Source organism: Frigoribacterium sp. NBH87, from assembly GCF_014217665.1.
In the GTDB taxonomy this organism is placed as follows: Bacteria; Actinomycetota; Actinomycetes; order Actinomycetales; family Microbacteriaceae; genus Frigoribacterium; species Frigoribacterium endophyticum.
Genome location: NZ_CP043650.1, coordinates 1168986 through 1193581 on the forward strand (window position 1 = coordinate 1168986; position 24596 = coordinate 1193581).

Consider the following 24596-nt stretch of genomic DNA (forward strand, 5'->3'; position numbering starts at 1 on the left):
GCCCTCGACGTCGAGGTGGTTGGTGGGCTCGTCGAGGAAGAGGACGTCCCAGTCGCCGACGAGCAGGGTGGCGAGCGCGACACGGCGACGCTGGCCGCCGGAGAGGTCGCCGAGGGTGGCCTCCCACGGGATGTCGCTGGCGAGGCCGGAGATGACGTCGCGGATGCGGGCGTCGCCCGCCCACTCGTGCTCTTCCCGGTCGCCGACGATCATCGCGCCGACGGTCTCGTGCTCGGGCAGCACGTCGCGCTGGTCGAGCATGCCGATGGTGAGGCCGCGGCGGGTCGTGACGCGGCCGTCGTCGGGCTCGAGCCGGCCGGCGAGCACCGACATGAGCGTCGACTTGCCGTCGCCGTTGCGCCCGACGACGCCGATCCGGGAGCCCTCGTCGATGCCGAGGGTGACGCCGTCGAGGACGACCTTCGTCGGGAACTCGAGCCGGAGGTTCTCTGCTCCAAGTAGATGTGCCACCTGAGAAGAGTAGTGCGGCTCACCTGGACCCTCGGTCGCAGGCTCCCTCGGCGCTGGCGTCGCGCGCCGCTCCGCGACGCCTCAGCTCCAGCGCGCCAGCAGATGTGCCACCCGAGAAGAGTAGTGCGGCCCAGCTGGGCCCGCCGTCGCCGGCCGCGGCACGGTCAGCCGAGCGAGGCGACCCACTCGTCGGTGCCGTCGGTGAACTCCTGGCGCTTCCAGATCGGCACGCGCTCCTTGACCAGGTCGACGAGGTCGGAGCACGCGACGAAGGCGGCGGCCCGGTGCGCCGAGGCGACCGCGCAGGCCAGCGCGAGGTCGCCGACGTCGAGGTCGCCGACCCGGTGCTGCACGGCGATCGTCACCTCGGGGTGCCGCGCGGCGATCTGCTCGGCGACCTCGGCCATGACGTCGCCCGCCGACGGGTGCGCCTCGTAGTGCAGGGCCGTCACGCCCCGGCCGTCGTCGTGGTCGCGCACCACCCCGGCGAAGGCCACCACCGCCCCGGAGGCGCGGCTCGAGACCATCACGGAGCACTCGGTGGCCGACAGCTCGGTCGAGACCACCTCGGCGAGCACGACCCGCCCGCTCGGGCCGCCCGGCACGGGGACGTCGTCGTCGGGGCCGGCCGTCTCGGAGAGCGGGCCGTCGTCGTCAGTCATGTGCGCCTCCGGAGATCTGGTCGAGGGCGTGGTCGACGATCTCGTCGAGCACGGCGAGGCCGTCGCGCACTCCCCCGCGCGAGCCGGGGAGGTTGACGACGAAGGTGCGGCCCGCGACGCCGGCGACTCCGCGGGAGAGGACGGCCGTGGGGGTGGCGGCGAGGCCGCGGCGGCGCAGCTCTTCCGCGACGCCCGGCACCTCGAGGTCGAGCAGGGGGCGGGTCTGCTCGGGCGTGCGGTCGGTCGGCGTCAGCCCGGTGCCGCCGGTCGTGACGACGAGGTCGGGGCCGTCGGCGAGCGCCGCGGCGAGCGCCGCGCCCACGGGCGGGCCGTCGGCGACGACGACCGGCTCGGCGACGTCCCAGCCGCGGGCCTCGGCCCAGGCCCGGATCACGGGCCCGGTGAGGTCGTCGGCCCGGCCGGCGGCGGCCCGGGTGGAGGCCACGACGACCGCGACGCGGCGCACCGGCAGGGTGGTCACCGCGACCAGCGCCCCGAGGTGCCGCCCGACTTCTCGAGCACCTTCACGTCGCCGATCACGGCGAGGTGGTCGACGGCCTTGATCATGTCGAAGAGGGTCAGGGCCGCGACGGTGGCCGCGGTCAGCGCCTCCATCTCGACCCCCGTCACGCCGCGGGTCGCCACGCGGGCGACGACCGTGACGCGGTCGCGGGCGACCTCGAAGTCGACCGAGATCGCGCCGAGCGGCAGCGGGTGGCAGAGCGGGATGAGCGCGGGCGTCTGCTTCGCGGCCATGATGCCCGCGATGCGGGCGGTGCCGAGGGCCTCGCCCTTCGGCAGGGTGCCGTCGCTGAGCTGGGCGACGACGTCGGGCCGCGTCGTGATCACGGCCTGGGCGGAGGCCTCGCGCGTCGTCTCGGGCTTCTCGGTCACGTCGACCATGTGCGCGGTGCCGTCGGCCCGCACGTGGGTGAGGCCGCCGGGCGCCACGGGCGAGGAGGAGGCCGGGCGGAGGCGGTAGTGGTCGTCGGTCATCGCGGGCCCCTCAGTCGTCGAGGGCCCAGACTACGACCTCGTCGCCCGGCTGCACCCGGTCGACCCCGACCGGGAGGTGCACCAGCAGCGAGGCCGCCGCGTGGGCGGAGAGCAGGTGCGAGCCCGGGCCGCCGACGAACCGGACCCGGCCGTCGTCGTCGAGCCGGCCCCGGCGCAGCTGGTGCTTGCCGACGGGCGACTCGGCCGCCTCGGCCATCGGGGCCGACCACGCCCGACGCGGGGTGCCCGCCGACGTCTCGGCCTGGAGCACGGGGCGGAGGAACGCCTCGAACGACACCAGCGCACTGACCGGGTTGCCGGGGAAGCAGACGACCGGCAGGGCGGCCGCCCGGCCCTCGAGCCGGAGGCGCCCCAGGCCCTGCGGCCCGCCCGGCTGCATCGCGACCGACGAGAACACGACGCCCGCGGCCTCGAAGGCGTCGCGCACGACCTCGTAGGCCCCGGCGCTGACCCCGCCGGTGGTGACGACGAGGTCGACGTCGTCGGCCGCGGCGGCGACCACGGCGAGCAGCGCGCGGGCGTCGTCGGAGACGCGGCGCACCCGCACGTCGACGCCGACGTCGCCGAGGGCCGCGGCGAGGCTCGCGCCGTTCGCGTCGTGGATCGTGCCCGGCGCGAGCGCCGAGCCGGGCTCGGCGAGTTCCTCCCCCGTCGAGACGAGCAGCACCCTCGGGCGGCGCAGCACCTCGACCGTGGCGAGGCCCGCGGCGGCGACGACCCCCCAGCGGGCGGGCGTCAGCACCGTGCCCGCCTCGTGCAGGACGGCGCCGGCGGCCACGTCGCTGCCGGCCGCCCGCACGAACGTGCCGGGGGCGACGTCGCCGGGCAGCACGACGCGGGCCGCCGTGCCGGGCTCGGGGAAGGCCGCGGGCAGGGCCCGCTCGACGGGCACCACCGCGACGGCGCCCTCGGGCACGGGCGCCCCCGTCATGATCGGCGCGGCCGTGCCGGGCAGGAGTCGCGGGCCCGTCCGCCCCGCGGGGATCGGCTCGACGACGACGAGGTCGACCGGCCCCGCGCCCCCCAGGTCGGCAGCGCCCACGGCGAAGCCGTCCATCTGCGAGTTCGCGAAGGGCGGGAGGTCGATCGGCGCGGCGAGGGGCGCGGCGAGCACCCGGCGGCGGTAGCGCTCGGGCTCCGCCGCGAGGAGGGCGGGATCGACGCGGAGGACCTCGGGGGAACGGTCGGCGAGGGCGTCCCTCACCAGGGCCTCGACGTCGTGGCGGTGCTGCTCGACGGTGCGCACACGGCTCCTCTCGCGGTGGTCGCCAGTAGCGTAGCGAGCGTGACCGACACGACCGACGCGCACCGCGACTCCTCGACCTCCCCCTCCCCCGCCGGCTCCGCCGCGCCCGACGCCGCGGGCCTGCCCCGAGTGGACGTCGCCGTGATCGGCGGCTCGGGCCTCTACTCGCTGTTCGCCCCCGGCACGGCCACGAGCCACGTCGTCGAGACGCCCTACGGGCCCACCTCGAGCGAGGTCACGGTCGGGCAGCTCGGCGGCAAGACGGTCGCCTTCCTCACGCGGCACGGCAAGGGCCACTCGGTGCCGCCGCACCGCATCGACTTCCGCGCGAACGTCTGGGCGCTCGCGTCGCTCGGCGCGAAGGCCGTCGTCTCGTCGTCGGCCGTGGGCGGGGTCAGCCCGGAGTACCCGCCGGGCACGATGGTCGTCACCGACCAGTTCATCGACCGCACCTGGGGCCGCCCCGACACGTTCTTCGACGTCGCGGGCTCGGTGCAGCACCTCGTCGCGGCCGACCCGTTCGACCCGGTGCTGCGCGCCGCGGCCGTCGCCGCCCTCGAGCAGCAGGGCGAGCCGTTCGCCGCGACCGGCACCTGCGTCGTCATCCAGGGCCCGCGCTTCTCGACGCGGGCGGAGTCGCTGTGGTTCCGCGCCGCGGGCGCGCACACGATCAACATGACGATGTACCCGGAGGTGCCGCTCACGATGGAGCTCGGCATGGGCGCCGTCAACCTGTCGTTCGTCACCGACAGCGACGCCGGCATCTCGCCCGAGGAGGGCACCGACGACGACGCCGTCAGCCACGGCCTCGTGATGGAGCGCCTCGCCGCGGCCCAGCCCCGCATCGTCGCCGCCATCGAGTCCATCGTCGCGGCGCTGCCGGCCGACTACGAGCCGCGCGAGCTGATCCCGGCGGCGGCCGTGGCCGAGGTCCTCGCACGGCCCGTCGCGGCGGCACGGTCGTGAGCGACGCGACCCGCGACCCGTCGGCCCCCGGCCGGCTGCTCGTCACGGGCGGGGCCGGGTTCATCGGCTCCGCGATCGTGGCGCAGGCGCTCGACCGTGGCTGGACGGTGCGCGTGCTCGACTCGCTGCGCCCCGACGTGCACGGCGGGCCCCCGTCGCTCGACCCGCGCGTCGAGTTCGTGCACGCCGACGTGCGCGACGCCGCCGCCGTCGACGCCGCGCTCGTCGGGGTCGACGCCGTCTGCCACCAGGCCGCGAAGGTGGGGCTCGGCGTCGACTTCCAGGACGCCCCCGACTACGTCGACAGCAACGAGCACGGCACGGCCGTGCTGCTCGCGGCGATGGACAGGGCCGGCGTCGGCCGTCTCGTCGTCGCCTCGTCGATGGTCGTCTACGGCGAGGGCAGCTACCGCACGTCGACCGGCGAGACGGAGCGCCCGGCGCCCCGCCGCGTCGCCGACCTCGACGCGGGCGTCTTCGACCCGCGCGACGAGCACGGCGAGCTGCTGCAGCCGCAGCTCATCTCGGAGGAGGCGCCGCTCGACCCGCGCAACGTCTACGCGATCACGAAGCTGACGCAGGAGCACCTCGCCACCTCGTGGGCCCGCAGCACCGGCGGGCGCGCGGCGGCCCTGCGCTACCACAACGTCTACGGGCCCGGCATGCCGCAGAACACGCCGTACGCCGGCGTGGCCTCGCTCTTCCGCTCGTCGCTCGAGCGGGGCGAGGCGCCGCGCGTCTACGAGGACGGCGCCCAGCGCCGGGACTTCGTGCACGTGCGCGACGTCGCGTCGGCGAACCTCGCGGCGCTCGACTGGACGGCCGGGCAGGAGCCCGAGACCTCCCGCGCCTTCAACGTCGGCAGCGGCACCGTGCACACCATCGGCGAGATGGCGGAGGCGCTGGCCCGCGAGGCCGGCGGCCCCGCCCCGGTCGTCACCGGGCAGTACCGCGCGGGCGACGTGCGGCACGTCACGGCGTCGTCGGAGCGGCTGCGCGACGAGCTCGGCTGGAGCCCGAGCGTGTCGTTCGAGGAGGGCATGCGCGAGTTCGCGACCGCGCCCCTGCGGGCGGCCGTCGCCGGCTGACCCTGGGCCCGGTCACGCGGCGGCGGGGGGCGTCCCACCGCCGCCGACAGCGCTGGGCGGACAGGCGCGCACCCCGTTCGGGGCGGCACCGGCCGTTCCCAAGGCGGGCTCTCTACAGTCGGGAGGATGAGCTCTCCCCTGGTCGACGTCGTGCTGCCCTGCCTCGACGAGGAGGGAGCGCTGCCCTGGGTGCTCACGCGCATCCCCGAGGGCTGGCGCGCGATCGTCGTCGACAACGGCTCGACCGACCGCTCCGCCGCCGTCGCCCGCGAGCACGGTGCCCTCGTCGTCGAGGAGTCGCGGCGCGGCTTCGGCGCGGCCGCGCACGCCGGCCTCGAGGCCGCCACCGCCCCGTGGGTCGCCTTCTGCGACGCGGACGCCTCGATGGACCCGGGCGACCTGGTCGCCCTCGCCGCCCCGGTCCTCGCCGGCGACGCCGAGCTGGTGCTCGGCCGCCGACGCCCGACCACGCGCGGCGCCTGGCCGCTGCACGCCCGCCTCGCGAACCTGGTGCTGGCCCGCCTGATGCGCCGCGCCTCCGGCGTCGCCCTGCACGACCTCGGGCCGATGCGAGTCGCCTCCCGCGAGGGCCTCCTCGGCCTCGGCCTCGTCGACCGCCGCAGCGGCTACCCGCTCGAGATGGTGCTGCGCGGCTCGCAGGCCGGCTGGCGCATCGTCGAGCTCGACGCCCCCTACGCCCCGCGGGTCGGCCGCAGCAAGGTCACGGGCACGATCCGCGGCACCTGGGTCGCCGTGAAGGACATGTCGCGACTGCTGCGCGAGGTGGGCCGGTGACCACCCTGGTGCTGATCTGCAAGGAGACCGTCCCCGGCCGGGTCAAGACGCGGCTGCACCCGCCCCTGAGCCTCGAGCAGGCGGCCGAGCTGGCCGCCGCGGCGATCCAGGACACCCTCGACGTGCTCCGCGCGCTGCCCGCCACGCGACGCGTCCTGCTCTTCGACGGCAACCGGACGCCGCCCGGCTCCGAAGACCTCGATGTGATCCCCCAGACCAGCGGTGACCTCGACGAACGGCTCGGGGCGCTCTTCGACGCCGTCGACGGCCCGACCGTGCTCGTCGGCATGGACACTCCGCAGATGACCGCCGCCGACCTCGCGCCCGTGCTCGACTCGTGGCGCGACGGCCCCGGCGACGAGGTCGACGCCTGGTTCGGCCCCGCCAACGACGGCGGCTTCTGGGCCCTCGGCCTCGCCCGACCGACCGGCGACCTGCTCCGCGGCGTCCCGATGTCGCGCGCCGACACCGGCGAGCACCAGCTGCGTCGCCTCGCCGAGGCCGGCCTGCGCGTGCGCACCCTGCCCGAGCTCGCCGACGTCGACACGATCGACGACGCGCGCCTGGCCGCCGCCGCCGGCCCCGAGACCCGCTTCGCCCGCCTGCTGCACCGCTTCGAGGAGCCCCGCTCGTGACCATCGCCTCCGACCCCGGCCCCACCTTCGGATCAGGAGGCGCGGAGCCCTACGCCCGCGCCCTCCGCCGTGAGGGCCTGCTGCAGCTCGTCCGCTCCCCCGGCAGCACCCGCGAACGGGGCGGTCGCCCCGGCGACGCCGCCCGGGGCACCGCCCAGGCCGCCTTCGACGTCGCCCGCTGGAGCGCCGACGCCGACGCGGCCGACCTCACCACGATCGACGACGCGCGCTCGGTGCTCGACATCGGGTGCGGCCCCGCCCGGATGGTGCGCGCCGCCGTCGACCGCGGCCTCGACGCCCTCGGGGTCGACGTTTCCGTCACCGCCGTCGCGATGGCCGTGGACGCGGGCCTGCCCGTCGTCGCCGGCTCCGTCTTCGACGCGGGCCTGCCCGGCGAGGGGTCGTGGCACGTCGCCCTGCTGCTCGACGGCAACATCGGCATCGGGGGCGACCCGACCGCGCTCGTGCGCCGCGCCTCCTCGGTGCTGTCGACCGACGGCTCGGTCGTCGTCGAGACCGCTCCCGACGCGCGCGCCGACGTCGTGTACGACGCCCAGGTCGTCGACGAGCAGGGCCGCGCGAGCGCGACCTTCCCGTGGGCCGAGGTCGGCCGTGAGGCCCTCGGGCGGCACGCCGCCGCCGCGGGCCTGCGGGTGGCTCAGACCTGGTCGGCCTCGGGCCGGACCTTCTGTCGCCTGGTCACCGCGAGGTAGACGGCGATCGTCGCGGCGGCGAGCAGGGCGAGCACGAGCCAGAGCACCCCCAGCCGAGCGCCGTAGTCGAACGGCAGCACCGTGTCGTTCTTGGTGCCCTTCGCCTTCGCGATGATCTCGGGCACGACGACGATCGACAGCACGGCTCCGACGATGACGGTCGTCTGGACGATCGCCAGCACGGCCGGGCGCACCCGGCGGCCGGCCCGCCGCACGACGAGCGAGACGGCGACGACGAGCGGCGCGAGCACGGCGTCGTGGACGATCACCGAGCCGATCAGCCACACCAGCAGCCCGCCGTACCGGGTCGGGTTCACCGTGTCGGTGAGCACGTACCCGCCGAGGCCGATCAGCGCGACGCCGACGACGAGCAGCACGGCCCGGGCGACGCGGACGCCGCGACCGGTCGAGGCCGGCACGCTCGGGGCGGCGCTCGACGCGGTCATCGGACGACCTCGATCCGGCTGAGCCACTTGGTCTGCAGCACGCCGGGGCGGCCGGGGGCGATGACGCGGGCCGGGTAGCCGTGCTCGATGTCGAGGCGGCTCCCGTTCAGCTCGAGGGCGACCAGCGTGGTCGGGTCGGTGGCGTACTCGGGGCCCATCAGCATGATGCGGTACCCGCCCTTCTCCTCGAGGCTCGTGAACTTCAGGCGGGCGTCGGCCGGGGCGCCGACGGCGCCCATCAGGTCGACGAGGCGCACGCCGCGCCAGGCCGCCGTCTGGCTCCAGCCCTCGACGCAGGCGATCGGCAGGCGCTCGTCGCCCTGCCGCATCGCCTCGAGGTCGGCGGCGCTGAACGACAGCTCGCGGTCGCCGTTCGCGACGGTGAGGCGCCAGGCCGGGTCCATCGCGGTCTCGAGGACGCGCGCCGCCGCGGCCGTGCGGTTGATCGGCAGGTCGTTCGGGCCGAGGCCCGCCTGCCGCGGCCCGAAGGCGTTGAGCGGCGCGAGCGCGGCGAACGACTGCCCGGCGGTCAGCACCACGGCCCCGCCGGTGGCGACGCCGACGCCGGTGAAGAAGGCCCGGCGGGAGACGACGGAGGCGCGGGGCGCGTCGTGCTCGTCACGCGCGCCGTCGATCCACCGGGTCACGCGACCGACGAGGCCCGTGGGCTGCGGGGCGGCCGCGGCCTGCCCGCGCCGCGGCTCGGGGGCCGCCTGCCGGGCGCGCAGCTCGCGGGCCGCCGTGAACTCGGCGCGGGCCGGGTCGAGCTCGCGCGACGGCTCGACGAACCGGCCCTCGGCGTCGTAGCTGTCGCGGGCCCGCCAGTAGCGCGTGATGAGCGGCAGCTTCACCGCGATGTGCACCGCGAGCGACCCGATGATCACGAACGACAGGGCGAAGTGCACCTGCTTGAACGGGAACGGCCACGGGTACCACTGGTACGTGTTGAGCAGCCCCGTGACGAGCTGGAGGATCGAGCTCGCGACGAAGAGGGCGATGGAGGCGCGCTCGAGCAGCTGCACCGGGTGCCGCACCAGCGGCGTCTGGAACAGCTGCGGGAAGACCGCGTAGAGCTTGCCGAGCAGCAGCGGGACGCACGCGATGCCGGCCGTGATGTGCACGCCCTGGCTCACCTGGTACAGCCACACGGGCGAGGTCGGGAAGCGCATCCAGGCGGCGGGCTCCTGGAGGAAGTGGCTGTAGAGGCCGGTCAGCAGGCAGACGACGAAGGCCAGCCCGAGCAGCCGCCCGAGCACCGTCGCGGTGCGGGCCGTGCGCGTCGGCGAGGAGGCCGCCGTGCGGAGTGTGTCGAGCAGTCGTCTCATGGGGGCCGTCTCTGCGAGGTGCGGGAACGACCTCCCAGGGCGGAGTCGTCCAGACTGGTCGCGTGCGTACTCTATTCGCGGCCGTGGCCGTCTCCGGATTGGCGGCGACCGTGGCCTGGGGTGTGCTGGAGCTGGGCTTCCTCGAGAAGGACCTCCGCGACTCCTACGTGCTCTGGACGGCCGCGTGCTGGGCCCTCTTCGCGCTCGCCGTCGTGCTGCTGCGACGGGTGCCCCTGCGGGCCGTCACCGCCCTCGTGCTCGCCGGCACGGCGCTGCTCGGCGGCGCCGCCCTCGTGGGCCCGCCGAACACCAGCACCGACCCGGCCCGCTACGCCTGGGACGGCATCGTGCAGGGCGCCGGCACCTCGCCGTACACGTACACGCCCGACTCCGGCGAGCTGCGCGACCTGCGGCCGGAGTGGATCTTCCCGCCCGCGGCCGACTTCACCCGCGACGACGGCACGATCGGCCAGCGCTGCAGCCAGCCCGACCGGCAGATCCACCGCGCCTACGACACCGAGACCGGCGACGTGGTCTGCACCGCGATCAACCGGCCCGAGGTGCCGACCATCTACCCGCCGACCGCCGAGCTGTGGTTCTGGGCGGTGCGCTCGGTGGTGCCCGCCGACGTGGAGTTCCTGCCCTTCCAGCTCGCCGGGGCGCTGCTCGTGCTCGGCACGACGGCCGCCCTGCTCGTCGCCCTGCGGCGGCGCGGGCTCGACCCGCGGTGGGCGGCGCTCTGGGGCTGGTGCCCGCTCGTGCTCGGCGAGGGCGTGACGAACTCGCACGTCGACCTGCTCGGCGCCGTGCTCGTCGTCGTCGCCTCGCTGTTCGTCGCCCGCGGCGCGGGCTGGCGCGGCGGCGTCGCGCTGGGCGCCGCGATCGCGACGAAGCTCATCCCGGTCATCGCCGCGCCAGCGCTGCTGCGCCGCCAGCCGGTGCGGGTGATCGTCGCCTCGATCGTCACCTTCGCCGTGCTCTACGTGCCGTACGTCGTGTCGACGGGCATCGGCGTGCTCGGCTACCTGCCCGGCTACCTCACCGAGGAGGGCTACGAGGACGGCTCGCGATTCGTCTTCGCCTCGGCGTACCTCCCCGACTCCGTCGCGACGCCCGTGGTCGCCCTCGTGCTGCTCGTGACGGGCGTCGTCGTCTGGGTGAGGACGCCGTCCGGCGACCCGTGGCTCGGCCAGCTGGTGATGATCGGCGTGACCCTCGTCGCCGTCAGCCCCCGCTACCCCTGGTACGCGCTGCTGCTCGTGCCGTTCGTCGCGATGACCGGGCGGTGGGAGTGGCTGGCGATCCCGCTCGCGCTGCTCGTGCGGCAGCTCGAGCCGGGCCAGGCGCTCCAGAGGTCGTCGCTCGCGGCGGCGGTGCTGGTCATCCTGCTCGGGACGATCCTCCGCGCCGGGGCCGGCTGGCTCGACCGGCTGGCGGACCTGGCGGAGGCGGGGGGCCGGCGACTGCGCCACCCGCGCTGGCCGCGGGGCCGGGGCGGGCGTGCCGCCCTCGGGGGCGGGGGCGTCGCGGGCGCCCGGGGCGTCGGGGATGTCGGGGGCGTCGGGGGCAGCTCCGCCGGGGCGGCGAGGTCGACCGGGGCCGCCGGGCCGCCGGGGGCGTCGGCCTAGGATCGTCGCATGCCGACCCGGTCACGCGCACCCCGCCTCCTCGCCGCCGCCCTCGTCGGGCTCGGCGTGCTGGCCGCCTCCGCGGGGTGCTCCGCCAGCGACCTCGGTCAGGGCGACGACTCGACCGCGGGCACGACCGCCCCGGGCCGGGCGACGCCCGCGCTGTCGGGCGAGGTGACCGTGCTCGCCGCGGCCTCGCTGACGGAGACCGTCGACCGCCTCGCCGCCGAGTTCGAGGCGGCGAACCCCGGCACGACCGTGACGGTGAGCTACGGCGGCAGCTCGGCGCTCGCGCAGCAGATCGTCTCCGGCTCGCCCGTCGACGCCTTCCTCAGCGCGAGCAGCGCGACGATGCAGACCGTCGTCGACGCGGGGCTCGTCGAGGGCGAGCCGACCACGTTCGCGCGGAACGCCCTCGAGATCGCCGTGCCGGCCGGCGACCCGGGCGGCGTCGACTCCCTCGCCGACCTCGCCGACCCCGACGTCTCGGTCGCGCTCTGCGCCGTCGAGGTGCCCTGCGGCGCGCTCGCCCGGCAGCTGCTCGAGGCCGAGGGCGTCGACGTCGTGCCCGCCACCCTCGAGCCCGACGTGAAGAGCGCGCTGACCAAGGTCGAGCTGGGTGAGGTCGACGCCGCGCTCGTCTACGAGACCGACGTCGCGGCCGCCGGCGACCGCGTGCAGGGCGTCGACGTCGGCGGTGCCGACGCCCTGACGACGGCGTACCTCGGGGCACGCCTGCGCGACGCTCCCGACCCGACCGTGGCCGACGCCTTCCTCGCGTACGTGCTCTCCGACCCCGGGCAGGACGCCCTCGCCGATGCCGGCTTCCGGGTCGGCTGAGGCCAGGGCGGCCTCCGGGGCCGGCTCCGGGGCAGGGCCGGCCTCCGAGGCGGGGCGCGGCGCGGTCGCGACGCGGCCCGGGGCCCGTGACCGCCGCCTCCCGGTGCTCGTGCTCGTGCCCGCGCTCGTCGGCCTCGCGCTGCTCGTGCTGCCCGCCGTCGCCCTGCTGGTGCGGGCGCCGTGGGCGACGCTGGCGCCGCGACTCCTCAGCGAGGGCGTGCTCGACGCCCTGCGGCTCTCGCTGACCAGCGCCCTGCTGGCCACCGCCCTCAGCCTGGTGCTCGGCGTGCCGCTGGCCTGGCTGCTGACGACGAGCGACGGCTGGGCGGCGCCGTGGCGTCGCCTGCTGCGCGCCGTCGTGACCGTGCCGCTCGTGCTGCCGCCCGTGGTCGGCGGCGTCGCGCTGCTCTACCTGCTCGGGCGCCAGGGGCTCATCGGGCGGCCCCTCGACGCCGCCTTCGGCGTCACCGTGCCGTTCACCCTGGGCGCCGTCGTGATCGCGCAGACCTTCGTCGCGATGCCCTTCCTCGTGCTGAGCGTCGAGGGGGCCCTGCGCGGGGTCGACCGGGGGCTCGAGGCCGCCGCCGCGTCGCTCGGCGCGTCGCGCTGGTACGCCTTCCGGCGCGTGACGGTGCCGCTCGTGGCGCCCGGCGTCGCGGCGGGCGCCGTGCTCTGCTTCGCCCGCGCCCTCGGCGAGTTCGGCGCGACGATCACCTTCGCCGGCACCTTCCCCGGGCGCACCCAGACCCTGCCGACGAGCGTCTACCTCGCCCAGCAGAGCGACCCCGAGAGCGCCGTCGCGATCTCGCTGCTGCTGCTCGCGGTCGGCGTCGGGGTGCTGCTGCTGCTGCGCGACCGGTGGCTGACGACGGGGGCGCGGTGAGCGGGGGCGCAGCGGCCGCCGAGCTCGGGGCCGGGGCCGGGCTCTCGGCGCGGCTGCACGTCGCGCGCGGGGCGTTCCGGCTCGCCCTCGACCTCGACGTCGCGCCCGGCGAGGTGGTCGCCCTGCTCGGGCCCAACGGCGCCGGCAAGTCGACCGTGCTCGGGGCTCTGGCCGGGCTGCTGCCGGCCGACGGGTCGGCGGTCGTGCTCGACGGGCGGCCGCTGGAGGGCGGCTCGACGGCCGGCGGCCGGGCGGCGCAGGGCCCGGCGCGCAGCGTCCCCGCCCGCGACCGCGACGTCGGCACCGTCTTCCAGGACTACCGCCTCTTCCCGCACCTCACCGCCCTCGAGAACGTCGCCTTCGGCCTCCGCGCGCGGGCGTGCCGGCGACCCGCGCCCGGGCGCGCGCCCGCGACGAGCTCGCCCGCGTGGGGCTCGCCGACCAGGCCGGGCGTCGCCCCGGCGAGCTGTCGGGCGGCCAGTCCCAGCGTGTGGCGGTGGCGCGGGCGCTGGCGGCCGACCCGCGACTCCTGCTGCTCGACGAGCCGCTCGCCGCACTCGACGCCGGGGCGCGGGCCGAGCTCCGGGCGGCCCTCGCCGAGCTGCTGCGCGGGGTCGCCGTGCCGACGGTGCTCGTGACCCACGACCCGGTCGACGCGGGGGCCCTCGCGCACCGGGTCGTCGTGCTCGAGCGGGGAGCCGCCGTGCAGCACGGCAGCCCGACCGCCGTGCTGCTCGACCCGCACACCCCCTACGTCGCGTCGCTGACCGGCGCCACGGTGTGGTCGCCCACGGCGGTCCACGAGGGGCCGGGCACGCTGACCGCCGAGCTGCCGGGCGGGCTCGTGCTGACGTCGACGCGCCCGCGGGCCGCGACGGGGCCGCCCCGGGTCGCCTTCCCGGCCGAGGCGCTGGTGCTCTCCGCCCCCGGCCGCGGCGGGGCCGGCCGGGTGGCCGCCCCGGGGGACCTCCCTGCAGGAGGCGCGGCGCCCGCCGCCCTCGCCGCCCGCGTCGTCCGCACCGAGCAGCGTCTCTCGCGGCTGGCCGTGCTGGTGGCCACCGACCGGGGCGGTCACCTGGCCACCGCGGAGGTGCCCCTCGGCGACGCCGACCCCGCCGTGCTGCACGCCGGCGCCCCGGTGACGGTGACGGTCGACCCGGGCTTCGTCACGATCCGCTGACCGGCGGGCGTTCCCCGGTGCAGCGGGGGCCCGCACCGGCGAGGACACGGACCCGCCGACTCCCCCGGGACGACCCCCGACGGCCCCGCGCCGAGCCGGCGGCAGCGCGACCGGGCCTGTGCGCACCGCGGTCACCGCGCCTCCGGCCTGCGGCGTCCGCGTGGTTCGCCTACAGTCGTCGCATGACGGTCTCGCTCGGGTTGCCAGCCCTCCCCCGGCGCACCGGCGAGGTCGGAGCCGGCAGCGCCGACGCCGGCCTCCCCGCGCGCCCCTCCGCCGACCGGGCCCCCGGCCTGCTCGACCGCTTCGGGCGCGTCGCCAGCGACCTCCGGGTGTCGCTGACCGACAAGTGCAACCTGCGCTGCACCTACTGCATGCCGGCCGAGGGGCTGCCCTGGCTGCCGAAGGACCAGGCCCTCAGCGCCGACGAGATCGTGCGCCTCGTCGCGATCGGCGTGCGCGACCTCGGCGTGCGGCAGGTGCGCTTCACCGGCGGCGAGCCGCTGTTGCGGGCCGACCTCGTCGACATCGTCCGTCGCGTCGCGGCGCTCGAGCCCCGGCCCGACGTGTCGCTCACGACGAACGCGATCGGCCTGGCGCAGCGGGCCCAGGCGCTCCGCGACGCGGGCCTCGACCGCGTGAACGTGTCGCTCGACTCGCTGCACGCCCAGACCTTCACGCAGCTCACCCGACGCCCCTTCCTCGACAAGGTGCTCGCGGGCGTCGACGCCGCAGCCGCCGCGGGCCTCACCCCGGTCAAGATCAACGCGGTGCTGCTGCCGGGCGTCAACGACCACGAGGCCGCCGACCTGCTGGCCTGGGCGCTCGCCGGCGGCCACGAGCTGCGGTTCATCGAGCAGATGCCCCTCGACGCCGACCACACCTGGGAGCGCGACTCCTTCGTCACCTCCCTCGACATCCGCACGCGCCTCGCCGAGCGCTTCGTGCTCAGCCCCCACGCCGCACCGCGCGACGGCGCGCCCGCCGAGCGCTTCGACGTCGTGGGCCACGGCGCCGACGCCGGGCTGGCCGGCACCGTGGGCATCATCGCCTCGGTCAGCGACCCCTTCTGCGGCGACTGCCGCCGCACCCGGCTCACCGCCGAGGGCGGCGTGCGGAGCTGCCTGTTCGGCGACGCCGAGACCGGGCTCCGCGACCCGATGCGGGCCGGGGCCGACGACCGCGAGCTCGCCGACCTCTGGCGCGGGGCGATGTGGACGAAGCCCGCCTCGCACGGCATCGACCGACCCGACTTCGTGCAGCCCGCGCGGTCGATGAGCGCCATCGGAGGCTGACGTGACCCGAGCGACCCTGAGGTTCTTCGCGGCGGCCCGCGCGGCCGTCGGCCTCGACGAGCAGGTCGTCGAGCTGCCCGACGACGAGCGCGCGACCGTCGGGCGGCTGCTCGCCGAGGTGCGGCCGGTCGAGGGCACGTCGGCCGCCGACTGGCGCGACGTGCTGCTGCGCTGCTCGTTCCTCGTCGACGGGCTCACGACGCGCGACCGCGAGCAGCTCGTGGCGGACGGCGACGTCGTCGACGTCATGCCGCCGTTCGCCGGCGGCTGAGCCGGGCGCGCGGCGGCGCGGGCTGAGCCGACCGGGCGGGCGGCGCGGGGCGCGGAGTCGGGCGGCGGCTCAGTCGAGCGCGCGGCGGCGCAGAACGAGAGCATCTCGGTCGCCAGCACCGCAGGGCCGGGGCTCCGACCCTCGTTCTCACCGGATCACTCTCAAATTTGAGAAAATGCGCCGCCACCGGTCAGCGGGCGGGGACGTGGCGCGTCAGCTGCGGGCGGGGACGGGCGGCCTCAGCGACGGGCCGCGGCGTCGGCGCGCAGCTGCCAGCCGAGCATGCCGCCGTCGAGCACGGCCACGTCGAAGCCCTCCCCCGCGAGCAGGTCGGCGGCCGCCCGTGCCCGGGGCCCCCGTGCGCAGTAGACGATCACGGGCACCGCGGGGTCGAGCTCGGGCCGCTGCCGCGTCCGCACGCCGAGGCCGGGCGCCGTGACGTCGCCCGGCAGGTGCGCGAAGTCGTGCTCGTCGGGCTCCCGCACGTCGAGCAGGGTGAACTCGGCCACGCCCTCCTCCCGCGCCGTGAGCAGCTCGGCGAGGTCGTCGGCGCTCACGTCGGGCCCGACGGCCCGAGCCTCCGAGGGGGCGGCAGGAGCAGCCGGGGAGGCGGTGGTCACGACCGGGCCCGCCGACGCGCTCGGCTCGACCCGCGACTCCTCGGGGTCGGCCCGCCGCCGGGCCGCGGCCGCGCGCTCCCGCTCGGCCGCCCGGTGCGGAGCCCGCCGCAGCCGGCTCTCGCGCCACGAGCCGCCGAGGGCGTCGAGGGTGACCACGCGGCCGAGGAGGGGCTCGCCGACGCCCGTCAGCAGCTTGACCGCCTCGGAGGCCATGACGCCGCCCACGGTGCCGCAGAGCGGGCCGAGGACGCCGACGTCGGCGCAGGACTCGTCCCAGCCGGAGGCCGGCGGCGCCGGGTGCAGGTCGCGGTAGTCGACGGCCCGGCCGTCGGGGGCGGCGTCCCAGAAGACGGAGACCTGGCCGTCGAAGCGGGAGACGGACCCCCAGACGACGGGCAGCCCCCGGGCCGCGGCCTCGTCGGCGACGAGGTAGCAGGTGTCGAACGAGTCGCTGCCGTCGACGACGAGGTCGTACCCGTCGAGGAGCGACGCGGTCACCGCCGTGAGCCGCACGGGGTGCACGACGACCTCGACCTCCGGGGCCGCGGCACGGACGCGCTCGGCCGCGACGTGGGCCTTCGGCCGGCCGACGTCGCTCGGCGAGAAGAGCACCTGACGTTGTAGGTTCGAGCGGTCGACGACGTCGTCGTCGACCATTCCCAGCGTCCCCACACCGGAGGCTGCGAGATATTGGACGACTGGTGCGCCCAGCCCACCGGCACCCACGACCAGCACCCGCGCTGCCCGCAGCCGGCCCTGGGCGTCGAGACCGAAGCCCGGCAGGCGGACGCTGCGCGACCAGCGCACGTCGTCCTCCGGGGCGGTGGCCGACCCCTCCGGGCCGGCGACGGCCCGCGCGGCGGACACCCTGACAGACGACACGAGAGGGGGCAGTGACGACATGGCGGACCTCCTGAGACCAGCCGCGGGCGACGCGGCCGCGCCCACTGTATCCCCGACCACCGGCACCGCCGACGGCACGGCCCCCGGCACCGCCGACGGCCGTGCCGACCGCCCGGCCGGGCGCCCTCGCGGGGCCGTCGCGCGCCTCCTGCACGCCCGTCACGCCGACGCCGTCCTCATCGGCCTGCTCGCGACCGTGGTGTCGGGGGCCTTCCTCGGGGTGCCCTCGGTCTGGTACGACGAGGCCGCGACGGTCGTCTCGGCCACCCGCACCTGGGGCCAGCTCTGGACGATGATCCACACCGTCGACCTCGTGCACGCCACGTACTACGCCTTCATGCACCTCTGGTTCGACGTCTTCCCGTACTCGCCGACGTCGCTGCGCGTGCCGAGCGCCCTCGCGACGGGCGCCGCGGCCGGGTTCACGGTGGCCCTCACGCGCATCCTCGTGGACCGCCGCACCGCCGTCGTGGCCGGCCTGCTGTTCTGCCTGCTGCCCCGCGTCACCTGGATGGGCGGCGAGGGCCGCTCGTACGCCCTGTCGGCGATGTTCGCCGTCGCCCTGACCCTCGTGCTCGTCGTGGCCGCCCGCCGCACCTCGGAGGACGGCGTGGCCCGCACCCGCCGCTCGGTGGCGCTCTGGTGGGTCGCCTACGGGGTGCTCGCGGTCGTCGCCGCCGCGTTCTTCCTCTACCTGGCGCTGCTCGTCGTCGGCCACGCCGTGACGATGATCGTCCGGGTCGTGCGCGACCACCGTGACCAGCGCGACCAGGTGGGGCGCGTCGACGAGTGGGCCCGCACGGGCTCGGTCGTCGTCGTGCCGGCCGGCGCCGCCGCGGGGTCGGCCACGGGGCCGCTCCGCACCGCGACCCAGCTCGGCGGCGTCGTGCGCGACTCGGTGCGCTCGTCGCGCCGCGCCTTCGTCGGGTGGTTCGGCGGCGCCGTCGTGGCCGGCCTCGCCTGCCTCCCGCTCGCCTGGTTCATCTCGGGGCAGAACGGGCAGGTCAGCTGGATCGAGCGGCCGAACTTCGACACCCTGCGCGGCGTGCTGGTGACCCAGTGGTTCATCGGCAACGAGAACTTCGCCGTCTTCGCGATCCTCGCGATGGCGTCGACCCTCGTCGTGCTGGCGCTGCGCCTCGCCCCGGCCGCGCGCGGCTTCGCCGAGGTCGTGCTGCCCTGGCTCATCGTGCCGACGGTCGGGCTCGTCGGCGTCTCGCTGGTCGTCGACCCGCTGTACTCGCCCCGGTACCTGACCTTCGGCACCCCCGCCGTCGCCATGACGATGGCCGTCGCCGTGGCCGCGATCCCCTGGCGGCGCGTGATCGCCCTCGTGCTGCTCGTGGCCGTCGTGCTCACGACCCCCAGCTGGCTCGAGCAGCGCGAGCCCGAGGCCAAGGACTCCGCGGCCTGGGACCAGGTCGCGGCCCTCGTCGCCCGCGAGCGCGCGGAGGAGCCCGCCGGCACCGCGGAGGGACTCGTCTTCGGCCCCGTGCGGCGTCACCCCCACGCCACGTCGCGGATCATCCAGGACACCTACCCGGCCGCGTTCGAGGGCATGTCCGACTTCACCCTCGAGACGCCCGGCGCCGAGACCGACGGCCTGTGGGAGACCCAGCACGACCTCGGCGACGTGCTCGACCGCACGGCCGACCTCGACGTCGTCTGGCTGATCACGAGCGACAAGCAGGACTGGCGCCCCCGCGTCACCGACGAGCTCGGCAGCGTCGGGTTCCACCTCGACGAGGAGTGGTCGCTGACCCGCACGAACGTGCTGCGCTACACGCGCTGAGCGGTGGCGGGTGCCGCTGGTGGCGGCCCTGGTGGCGGGCGCCGCTGCGGGCCGACGCCGCCCCTGCTCCTGCTCCTGCTCCTGCTCCTGCTCCCAGCCTCTCTCCCTCCCAATGTGAGAGTGATCGGCCCGCGCGCGGCCTGAACGGCCCGATCTCAGGTCTGGGGAGCACGGATCTCTCTCGCATCGCGGGTCGAGGGGTCGCGGAGTCGGGGAGTCGCGGGTCGGAGAGTCGCGAGTCGAGGAGTCGCGGAGCGCGGGTCGTCCGGTTCCGACCTCGGCGGCGGAGAAACGGGGAGATCCGGCCGACGCGGGTCTCAAATTCGAGAGTGATCAGCCCGCAGGCGGCTGGGCAGCCCTGGTCTCGGGGCTCGGCAGAACGGATCTCTCTCGGATCGCCGTCTCGGAGTCAGGCGTCGAGGAGTCGCGGGTCGAGCCGACAGGTCCCGGTCCAGGTCCCGCTCCGGTCGGGCGAGAATGGTCGGCTCCGGCCGGCGCGGCTCTCACGCCCGCCTCAGTCGGCGACGACGCGGGCGCCGTGCACCGGCCCCGTCGCCCTCAGCACCGTGAGCCGTGCCGCGCTGAGCGCGATCTGCAGCTCGAGGGCGCTGTCGAGGTCGGCGGTGAGGAACGCCACGGTCGGCCCCGAGCCGGAGACGATGCCCGCCAGCGCCCCGTTGCTCTCGCCGAGCTCGAGCACCGCGGAGAGACCCGGCTCGAGGTGCAGCGCCGGCGCCTGGAGGTCGTTGTGCATGCTGTCGGCGAGCATGCCGGCGTCGCCGGCGCGCAGCGCCTGCAGCACCCCGGCGTCGACGACGGGCTGCCGCACCGGCGCGATGTCGCTCTGGTGGCGGCGGCGGTGCTCGTCGAGCTCGCGGTAGACGGTGGGGGTCGAGAGGCCGAAGTCGGCGAGGGCGAGCACCCACTGGAACTGCCCCTTGGCGAGGGCGGGGCTCAGCTCGTCGCCGCGACCGGTGCCGACGGCGGTGCCCCCGGCGAAGGCGAAGGGCACGTCGGCCCCGAGCTCGGCCGCGAGCCGCAGCAGCTCGTCGCGCCCCACGCCGGTCTGCCACAGGGTGTCGCACGCGAGCAGGGTCGCCGCCGCGTCGGCCGAGCCGCCGCCCATGCCGCCGGCGACCGGCACGGCCTTGTCGATGGTGAGGTCGACGCCGCCGGCCCAGCCCGTCGTGGCGGCGAGGAGGCGGGCGGCCTTGATGGCCAGGTTGCTCTCGTCGGTGGGCACGCCGGAGACGTCGACGCCCGGGCCCGCCGAGACGCGCACGGTGAAGTCGTCGGAGTGGCGCGCCCGCACGTCCTCGTAGAGCGAGACGGCCTGGTAGGCGGTCGCCAGCTCGTGGTAGCCGTCGCCCTGCAGGTCGCCGACGGCCAGGAAGACGTTGATCTTGCCGGGGGCACGCGTGTGGACCACGGTCGGGGCGGCCACGGTCGTCATGACTCCCAACCTAGTCAGATCTGCCGGTCGCTCACGACGCGGAAGGCCTTCGTGAGCTCCTGCTTGACGGGTTCGACCCGCTCGGGCAGGCGGAGCCTGCTGAGGGTCAGGCTGACGGAGCACTTGCCGCCCACCGGCGGAGCCACGGTGAGCAGCAGCGACTCGTCGCTCGGCAGCCGCCAGCGCGCCGTGGGGTGCTTCGCCGAGCGGCTCGTCGAGTCGGGCGGGCCGCCCGCGAAGGCGGCGAAGCGCTCGACCGCGAGGTCGAGCAGCTCGAGCTGGCCGCCGCGCAGGCTGCGGCTGACCGACACCGAGAACGTGCCGTCGGCCTGCTGACCGGGGAGGCGCATCCCCCTGGCCTGCTCGTACCGCACGGTGATGCTCTGAGCCCACCAGCCCGGCACCTCGTGCTCGTCGACCAGCCAGCGCGCGATCTGCGTGTGCGACCGCGTCGTGGAGCCCGCCGCGTCGAGGAGGGCGAACCACTGCTCGGCGCTGCGGCCGGTGCCGGCGCCGAGCCGGGCGTCGCTCATGGTCTGCTCGTGGCCGCTGACGCCGCGCGGGGGCACGCCTCCCGCGGCGGCTGAGGCTGCGGCGGCAGCGGTCGCGCCGTCGGCGGACCGGCGATCCGACGACGCGCGACGACGCGGCGTCGAGGGGTCGTCGTGGGTGCTCACGGGGTCAGTCTGCCTCGGGAGCGCCCTCGGCGACCGGGGCGGCGCCTCCCCCACGTCCGCTCGCGCGCACGATGCGGAGGAAGTCGTCGACGGTCAGCTGCTCGCCGCGCTCGGTCGGCTCGAGCCCGGCGGCGACCAGCGCCTCGGAGGCGGCCGCCGACGACCCGAAGACGCCCGAGAGCGACTGGCGGAGCATCTTGCGTCGCTGCTGGAAGGCGCCGTCGACCAGCTCGAAGACGGCGAGGCGCTCCTGCTCGGTGCCGCGGGGCTCGCGCCGGTCGAACGCGACGAGGATGCTGTCGACGTTCGGCACGGGCCAGAACACCTGGCGGCTGACCTGGCCGGCCGTCGAGAACTCGCCGTACCAGGCCGCCTTGATGCTCGGGGCGCCGTAGATCTTCGAGCCGGGCTCGGCGGCGAGGCGCAGGCCGACCTCGGCCTGGACCATGACGAGCCCGCGCTCGAGCGACGGGAAGTGCTCGAGGAAGTGCAGCAGCACGGGCACGCTGATGTTGTAGGGCAGGTTCGCGACGAGGTGCGACGGCTCGGAGGGCAGCGCGACGACGCGCATCGCGTCGTCGACGATCACCCGCAGGTCGGCGGCCGGCTGCAGCAGCTGGACGGTCTTCGGCAGCTGCTCGGCGAGGCGCTTGTCGATCTCGACGGCGACGACGTCGGCCCCCGCCTCGAGCAGGCCGAGGGTGAGCGAGCCGAGGCCCGGGCCGATCTCGACGACCGACATGCCGGCCGAGACGCCGGAGGCCGCGACGATGCGCCGCACCGTGTTGGCGTCGTGGACGAAGTTCTGGCCGAGCTTCTTCGTCGGCTGGATGCCGAGCAGGTCGGCGAGGTCGCGGATCTCGGCGGGGCCCAGCAGGGTCGAGCGCGACATCAGCCCTCGACCGTCACGGGCTCGTCCGTCCACGAGCCGTAGACCAGCTCGGTGTTCGACGAGATCTGGGCGGCGAGCATCGACACATCGGTGCCGATCGTCTCGGCCATCGACCGCAGCGTGTGCGGGATGAGGTACGGCGCGTTTGGCCGGCCGCGGAACGGCGTCGGCGTGAGGTACGGCGCGTCGGTCTCGACCATGACGAGGCTGCGGGGCAGCTGCACCAGCGCGTCGCGGAGGGGCTGCGCGTTCTTGAACGTGACGGTGCCCGCGAACGAGGCGTACCAGCCGTTCTCGGCGAGGATGCTCGCGAGCTCGGGGCCGCCGCTGAAGCAGTGGAAGACGGTCTTGTCGGGGGCGCCGACCTCGAGCAGCAGGTCGACGACCTCGTCGTGGGCGTCGCGATCGTGGATCTGCAGGGCCAGGCCGTGCTTCTTCGCGATCTCGACGTGGGCGACGAACGACTCGATCTGGGCGTCGCGGCCCTCCTCGCCGGTGCGGAAGAAGTCGAGCCCGGTCTCGCCGATCGCCCGCACGCGGGGGCGCGAAGCGAGCTCGTCGATCTCGGCGAGGGCGTCGGCCAGCTCGCCGCGGGCGGCGAGGGCGGGCGCCTCGTTGGGGTGCAGCGCGACGGCGGCGAGCACGCGCGGCTCGCGGGCGGCGATCGCGGCCGACCAGCGCGACGTCTCGAGGTCGGTGCCGACCTGCACGACCCCGCGGACGCCGACGCTCGACGCCCGGTCGAGGTGCTCGCGGTAGTCGAGCGAGTTCTCGCCGTCGGCGATCTCGAGGTGCGTGTGGTTGTCGTACACGGGCACGACGAGGGCCTGCGGACTCGGCGGGTACGTCAGGTCGCGCGTCTGCCCGCCGGACTCGGTGGAGGCGCGGTGGCGGACGTGCGCGGGAGCGTCGCCCCCGGGGGCGGCCGCGTCGCGGTCGGCGTCGCTCACGCCGCCGGCTCCGGCTGCTCGATGCGCGGGAAGAGCCCGGCGGCGAGCGGCACGACGGCCGGCGCGCTCGACCACTCGGCGGCCCGGTCGACCGGCTGGCTGGTCAGCGTGCCCTGGCCGATGGACTCCCACAGCGTGTGCGTCGCGGTCGGGATGAAGGGCGAGAGCAGCACGGTGAGCGTGCCGAGGCCGCGGAGGGCGGTGCTGAGCACCGTCGCGAGGCGCTCACGCTGGTCGTCGTGCTTGGCGAGGGCCCAGGGCTCCTGCTCGGTGATGTAGCCGTTGAGAGCGTCGACGAGCTCCCAGATGGACGCCAGCGCCTCGTTGATCGCGAAGCGCTCGATCGCGGCGTCGGCCGCGGCTGTCACGCGCAGCTCGGTCTCGCGGATCGCGAGGTCGGCGTCGGTCAGCTCGCCGGCGACGGGGACGACCCCGTCGAAGTAGCGGGTGATCATCGCGACGACGCGGGAGGCCAGGTTGCCGAAGCCGTTCGCGAGCTCGGCCTGGTATCGGGCCGCGATGTCCTCCCAGCTGAAGTTGCCGTCCTGGCCGAACGTGATGGCGCGCATGAAGTAGTAGCGGAACGCGTCGGCGCCGAAGACGTCGGTGATCTGCTGCGGGGCGATGCCGGTCAGCTTCGACTTCGACATCTTCTCGCCGCCGACGAGCAGCCAGCCGTGGCCGAAGACCGCCTTCGGCACCGGGAGGCCCGCGGCCATGAGCATGGCGGGCCAGATGACGGCGTGGAACCGGGCGATGTCCTTGCCGACGAGCTGCACGGCCGGCCAGCGTCGACGGAACTGCTCGTCGTCGACGCCGTAGCCGATGGCGGTGACGTAGTTGAGGAGGGCGTCGAACCAGACGTAGACGACGTGCTCCTCGTCCCACGGGACCTTGACGCCCCAGTCGAAGCTCTGGCGCGAGATGGAGAGGTCGCGGAGGCCCTGCCGCACGAACTGCACGATCTCGTTGCGCACGGTCTCGGGCTGCACGAAGTCGGGCTGCTGCTCGTAGAGGTCGAGCAGGCGCTGCTCGAAGTCGCTCATGCGGAAGAAGTAGTTGTTCTCCTTCAGCAGCTCGACGGGCTTCGAGTGGATCGCGCAGACCTGCTCGCCCTCGAACGGCCCGGTGCCCTCGACGAGGTCGCCGGGCTGCTTGTACTCCTCGCAGCCGACGCAGTACGAGCCCTCGAACTCGCCCTGGTAGATGAACCCGTCGTCGTACAGCTTCTGCAGGAACTTCTGCACGCCGGCCTCGTGGCGCTCGTCGGTCGTGCGGATGAAGTCGTCGTTGCTGATGTCGACGGTCTCGAGCAGCGGCTTCCAGGACTCGGTGACGAGCTTGTCGGCCCACTGCTGCGGGGTGACGTCGTGGCTGGTCGCGGTGCGCAGGATCTTCTGGCCGTGCTCGTCGGTGCCGGTCAGCAGCCACGTGTCGTCGCCGCGCTGGCGGTGCCAGCGCGCGAGCACGTCGGCCGCGACCTCGGTGTAGGCGTGGCCGATGTGCGGCACGTCGTTGACGTAGAAGATGGGCGTTGCGATGAAGAAGGAGTCGCCGGCGGGCATGGCCACCATCTTAGGTGCGGCCACCGCCCCCGTGACGCGGCCCGCGCCTCCCCCCGGGCCTCCTCAGGGCAGGTGCCGGGCCTCGGCGGCGCGCTCTCCTCGCCTCGCCGGCTGCGGCGGGTCGTCGTCCTCGTGGGCGGGTGCGCGACGACCCGCCCACCAGGACACGGATCCGCCGCACCTGCGCTCGACGGCGTCCCTCCCCAGGACGCGGGAGCGCCGGTCCCTCCGCAGCCCCACGGAAGGACGCCAGGGAGTCGCGGGTCGTCTCCCAGGATCACCT

General features: G+C 75.6%; 24 protein-coding genes and 3 pseudogenes. 14 read left to right on the plus strand and 13 right to left on the minus strand.

Going from position 1 to position 24596, the window contains the following annotated elements; all coding sequences use genetic code 11:
• Nucleotides 1-2: 2 nt before the first annotated feature.
• From F1C15_RS16315 to glp, 5 genes and pseudogenes are all read right to left on the minus strand, one after another.
• Nucleotides 3-471: pseudogene (locus F1C15_RS16315) on the minus strand (ATP-binding cassette domain-containing protein); the annotation flags it as partial.
• A 164-nt stretch (nucleotides 472-635) separates the two neighbouring features.
• Nucleotides 636-1133 (minus strand): molybdenum cofactor biosynthesis protein MoaE, encoded by a 498-nt coding sequence (locus F1C15_RS05425; protein ID WP_167259900.1) that lies wholly within the window; start codon nucleotides 1131-1133, stop codon nucleotides 636-638.
• Nucleotides 1126-1623 (minus strand): molybdenum cofactor biosynthesis protein B, encoded by a 498-nt coding sequence (locus F1C15_RS05430; protein WP_197981390.1) that lies wholly within the window; start codon nucleotides 1621-1623, stop codon nucleotides 1126-1128. Before F1C15_RS05430 ends, F1C15_RS05425 begins: the two co-directional genes overlap by 8 nt.
• Nucleotides 1611-2129, minus strand: a complete 519-nt coding sequence (gene moaC / locus F1C15_RS05435) for a cyclic pyranopterin monophosphate synthase MoaC (RefSeq protein WP_185233428.1) — start codon at nucleotides 2127-2129, stop codon at nucleotides 1611-1613. The genes F1C15_RS05430 and moaC overlap by 13 nt, the downstream gene beginning before the upstream one ends.
• A 10-nt stretch (nucleotides 2130-2139) precedes the next feature.
• On the minus strand, nucleotides 2140-3396 hold the full coding sequence (glp, locus tag F1C15_RS05440) for a gephyrin-like molybdotransferase Glp (RefSeq protein ID WP_056056714.1): 1257 nt from the start codon (nucleotides 3394-3396) through the stop codon (nucleotides 2140-2142).
• A 39-nt stretch (nucleotides 3397-3435) separates the two neighbouring features.
• Here glp and F1C15_RS05445 point away from each other — a divergent pair, with 39 nt between their 5' ends.
• The 5 genes from F1C15_RS05445 to F1C15_RS05465 all read left to right on the plus strand — a co-directional run bounded on the left by F1C15_RS05445 (nucleotide 3436) and on the right by F1C15_RS05465 (nucleotide 7593).
• Entirely contained in the window at nucleotides 3436-4362 is a 927-nt protein-coding gene (locus tag F1C15_RS05445) for an MTAP family purine nucleoside phosphorylase (protein ID WP_255465496.1), read from the plus strand.
• Nucleotides 4359-5450 carry an NAD(P)-dependent oxidoreductase gene (locus tag F1C15_RS05450; RefSeq protein ID WP_056056716.1) on the plus strand — a complete coding sequence of 364 codons (1092 nt, stop codon included), beginning with the start codon at nucleotides 4359-4361 and terminating at the stop codon, nucleotides 5448-5450. Before F1C15_RS05445 ends, F1C15_RS05450 begins: the two co-directional genes overlap by 4 nt.
• A 126-nt stretch (nucleotides 5451-5576) precedes the next feature.
• Nucleotides 5577-6245, plus strand: coding sequence for a glycosyltransferase family 2 protein (locus tag F1C15_RS05455; protein ID WP_056056718.1), 669 nt, complete (start codon nucleotides 5577-5579; stop codon nucleotides 6243-6245).
• Nucleotides 6242-6880, plus strand: coding sequence for a DUF2064 domain-containing protein (locus F1C15_RS05460; protein WP_056056720.1), 639 nt, complete (start codon nucleotides 6242-6244; stop codon nucleotides 6878-6880). Before F1C15_RS05455 ends, F1C15_RS05460 begins: the two co-directional genes overlap by 4 nt.
• The gene (locus F1C15_RS05465; RefSeq protein ID WP_255465497.1) at nucleotides 6877-7593 is read left to right on the plus strand and encodes a bifunctional 2-polyprenyl-6-hydroxyphenol methylase/3-demethylubiquinol 3-O-methyltransferase UbiG; all 717 of its coding nucleotides are present in this window, start codon (nucleotides 6877-6879) and stop codon (nucleotides 7591-7593) included. The genes F1C15_RS05460 and F1C15_RS05465 overlap by 4 nt, the downstream gene beginning before the upstream one ends.
• Here F1C15_RS05465 and F1C15_RS05470 read toward each other — a convergent pair.
• On the minus strand, nucleotides 7539-8039 hold the full coding sequence (locus tag F1C15_RS05470) for a hypothetical protein (protein ID WP_185233430.1): 501 nt from the start codon (nucleotides 8037-8039) through the stop codon (nucleotides 7539-7541). The genes F1C15_RS05465 and F1C15_RS05470 overlap by 55 nt on opposite strands.
• Nucleotides 8036-9364: a molybdopterin-dependent oxidoreductase gene (locus F1C15_RS05475; RefSeq protein WP_056056724.1), complete on the minus strand. Its 1329-nt coding sequence runs from the start codon at nucleotides 9362-9364 to the stop codon at nucleotides 8036-8038. Before F1C15_RS05475 ends, F1C15_RS05470 begins: the two co-directional genes overlap by 4 nt.
• 62 nt (nucleotides 9365-9426) lie before the next feature.
• Here F1C15_RS05475 and F1C15_RS05480 point away from each other — a divergent pair, with 62 nt between their 5' ends.
• The 8 genes and pseudogenes from F1C15_RS05480 to F1C15_RS05505 all read left to right on the plus strand — a co-directional run bounded on the left by F1C15_RS05480 (nucleotide 9427) and on the right by F1C15_RS05505 (nucleotide 15461).
• The gene (locus tag F1C15_RS05480) at nucleotides 9427-10992 is read left to right on the plus strand and encodes a glycosyltransferase family 87 protein (protein WP_185233431.1); all 1566 of its coding nucleotides are present in this window, start codon (nucleotides 9427-9429) and stop codon (nucleotides 10990-10992) included.
• A gap of 9 nt (nucleotides 10993-11001) precedes the next feature.
• A complete protein-coding gene (gene modA, locus F1C15_RS05485) occupies nucleotides 11002-11832 on the plus strand; it encodes a molybdate ABC transporter substrate-binding protein (protein WP_185233432.1) in 831 nt (276 codons plus the stop codon).
• Nucleotides 11810-12715 carry an ABC transporter permease gene (locus tag F1C15_RS05490; protein ID WP_185233445.1) on the plus strand — a complete coding sequence of 302 codons (906 nt, stop codon included), beginning with the start codon at nucleotides 11810-11812 and terminating at the stop codon, nucleotides 12713-12715. Before modA ends, F1C15_RS05490 begins: the two co-directional genes overlap by 23 nt.
• Before the next feature lie 113 nt (nucleotides 12716-12828).
• Nucleotides 12829-13029: pseudogene (locus tag F1C15_RS16320) on the plus strand (ATP-binding cassette domain-containing protein); the annotation flags it as partial.
• 113 nt (nucleotides 13030-13142) lie between these two features.
• Nucleotides 13143-13208 (plus strand): annotated as a pseudogene (locus F1C15_RS16325) (hypothetical protein); the annotation flags it as partial.
• 3 nt (nucleotides 13209-13211) lie between these two features.
• Nucleotides 13212-13895 carry a hypothetical protein gene (locus F1C15_RS16330; protein ID WP_370543633.1) on the plus strand — a complete coding sequence of 228 codons (684 nt, stop codon included), beginning with the start codon at nucleotides 13212-13214 and terminating at the stop codon, nucleotides 13893-13895.
• A gap of 182 nt (nucleotides 13896-14077) precedes the next feature.
• Entirely contained in the window at nucleotides 14078-15190 is a 1113-nt protein-coding gene (gene moaA, locus F1C15_RS05500; RefSeq protein WP_185233455.1) for a GTP 3',8-cyclase MoaA, read from the plus strand.
• Nucleotide 15191: 1 nt separating this feature from the next.
• Nucleotides 15192-15461, plus strand: a complete 270-nt coding sequence (locus tag F1C15_RS05505) for a MoaD/ThiS family protein (RefSeq protein WP_056056735.1) — start codon at nucleotides 15192-15194, stop codon at nucleotides 15459-15461.
• 239 nt (nucleotides 15462-15700) lie between these two features.
• Here F1C15_RS05505 and F1C15_RS05510 read toward each other — a convergent pair whose 3' ends face one another.
• Nucleotides 15701-16984 carry a ThiF family adenylyltransferase gene (locus F1C15_RS05510; RefSeq protein WP_185233457.1) on the minus strand — a complete coding sequence of 428 codons (1284 nt, stop codon included), beginning with the start codon at nucleotides 16982-16984 and terminating at the stop codon, nucleotides 15701-15703.
• Between F1C15_RS05510 and F1C15_RS05515 the strand changes: the two genes are divergently transcribed.
• Entirely contained in the window at nucleotides 16983-18776 is a 1794-nt protein-coding gene (locus F1C15_RS05515) for a hypothetical protein (protein ID WP_185233459.1), read from the plus strand. The two genes, F1C15_RS05510 and F1C15_RS05515, sit on opposite strands and share 2 nt — an antisense overlap.
• Nucleotides 18777-19290: 514 nt before the next feature.
• Here F1C15_RS05515 and F1C15_RS05520 read toward each other — a convergent pair.
• Genes F1C15_RS05520 through metG form a run of 5 tightly spaced genes read right to left on the minus strand, consistent with a single transcriptional unit; the run spans nucleotide 19291 to nucleotide 24313 of the window.
• Nucleotides 19291-20229, minus strand: coding sequence for a 4-(cytidine 5'-diphospho)-2-C-methyl-D-erythritol kinase (locus F1C15_RS05520; protein ID WP_056056739.1), 939 nt, complete (start codon nucleotides 20227-20229; stop codon nucleotides 19291-19293).
• A 14-nt stretch (nucleotides 20230-20243) separates the two neighbouring features.
• A complete protein-coding gene (locus tag F1C15_RS05525; RefSeq protein ID WP_219731572.1) occupies nucleotides 20244-20906 on the minus strand; it encodes a DUF4287 domain-containing protein in 663 nt (220 codons plus the stop codon).
• 4 nt (nucleotides 20907-20910) lie between these two features.
• Nucleotides 20911-21798 carry a 16S rRNA (adenine(1518)-N(6)/adenine(1519)-N(6))-dimethyltransferase RsmA gene (gene rsmA / locus F1C15_RS05530; RefSeq protein WP_056056743.1) on the minus strand — a complete coding sequence of 296 codons (888 nt, stop codon included), beginning with the start codon at nucleotides 21796-21798 and terminating at the stop codon, nucleotides 20911-20913.
• The gene (locus tag F1C15_RS05535; protein ID WP_167259921.1) at nucleotides 21798-22748 is read right to left on the minus strand and encodes a TatD family hydrolase; all 951 of its coding nucleotides are present in this window, start codon (nucleotides 22746-22748) and stop codon (nucleotides 21798-21800) included. The genes rsmA and F1C15_RS05535 overlap by 1 nt, the downstream gene beginning before the upstream one ends.
• Nucleotides 22745-24313, minus strand: a complete 1569-nt coding sequence (gene metG, locus F1C15_RS05540; RefSeq protein WP_056058938.1) for a methionine--tRNA ligase — start codon at nucleotides 24311-24313, stop codon at nucleotides 22745-22747. The genes F1C15_RS05535 and metG overlap by 4 nt, the downstream gene beginning before the upstream one ends.
• Between the last annotated feature and the right edge of the window lie 283 nt (nucleotides 24314-24596).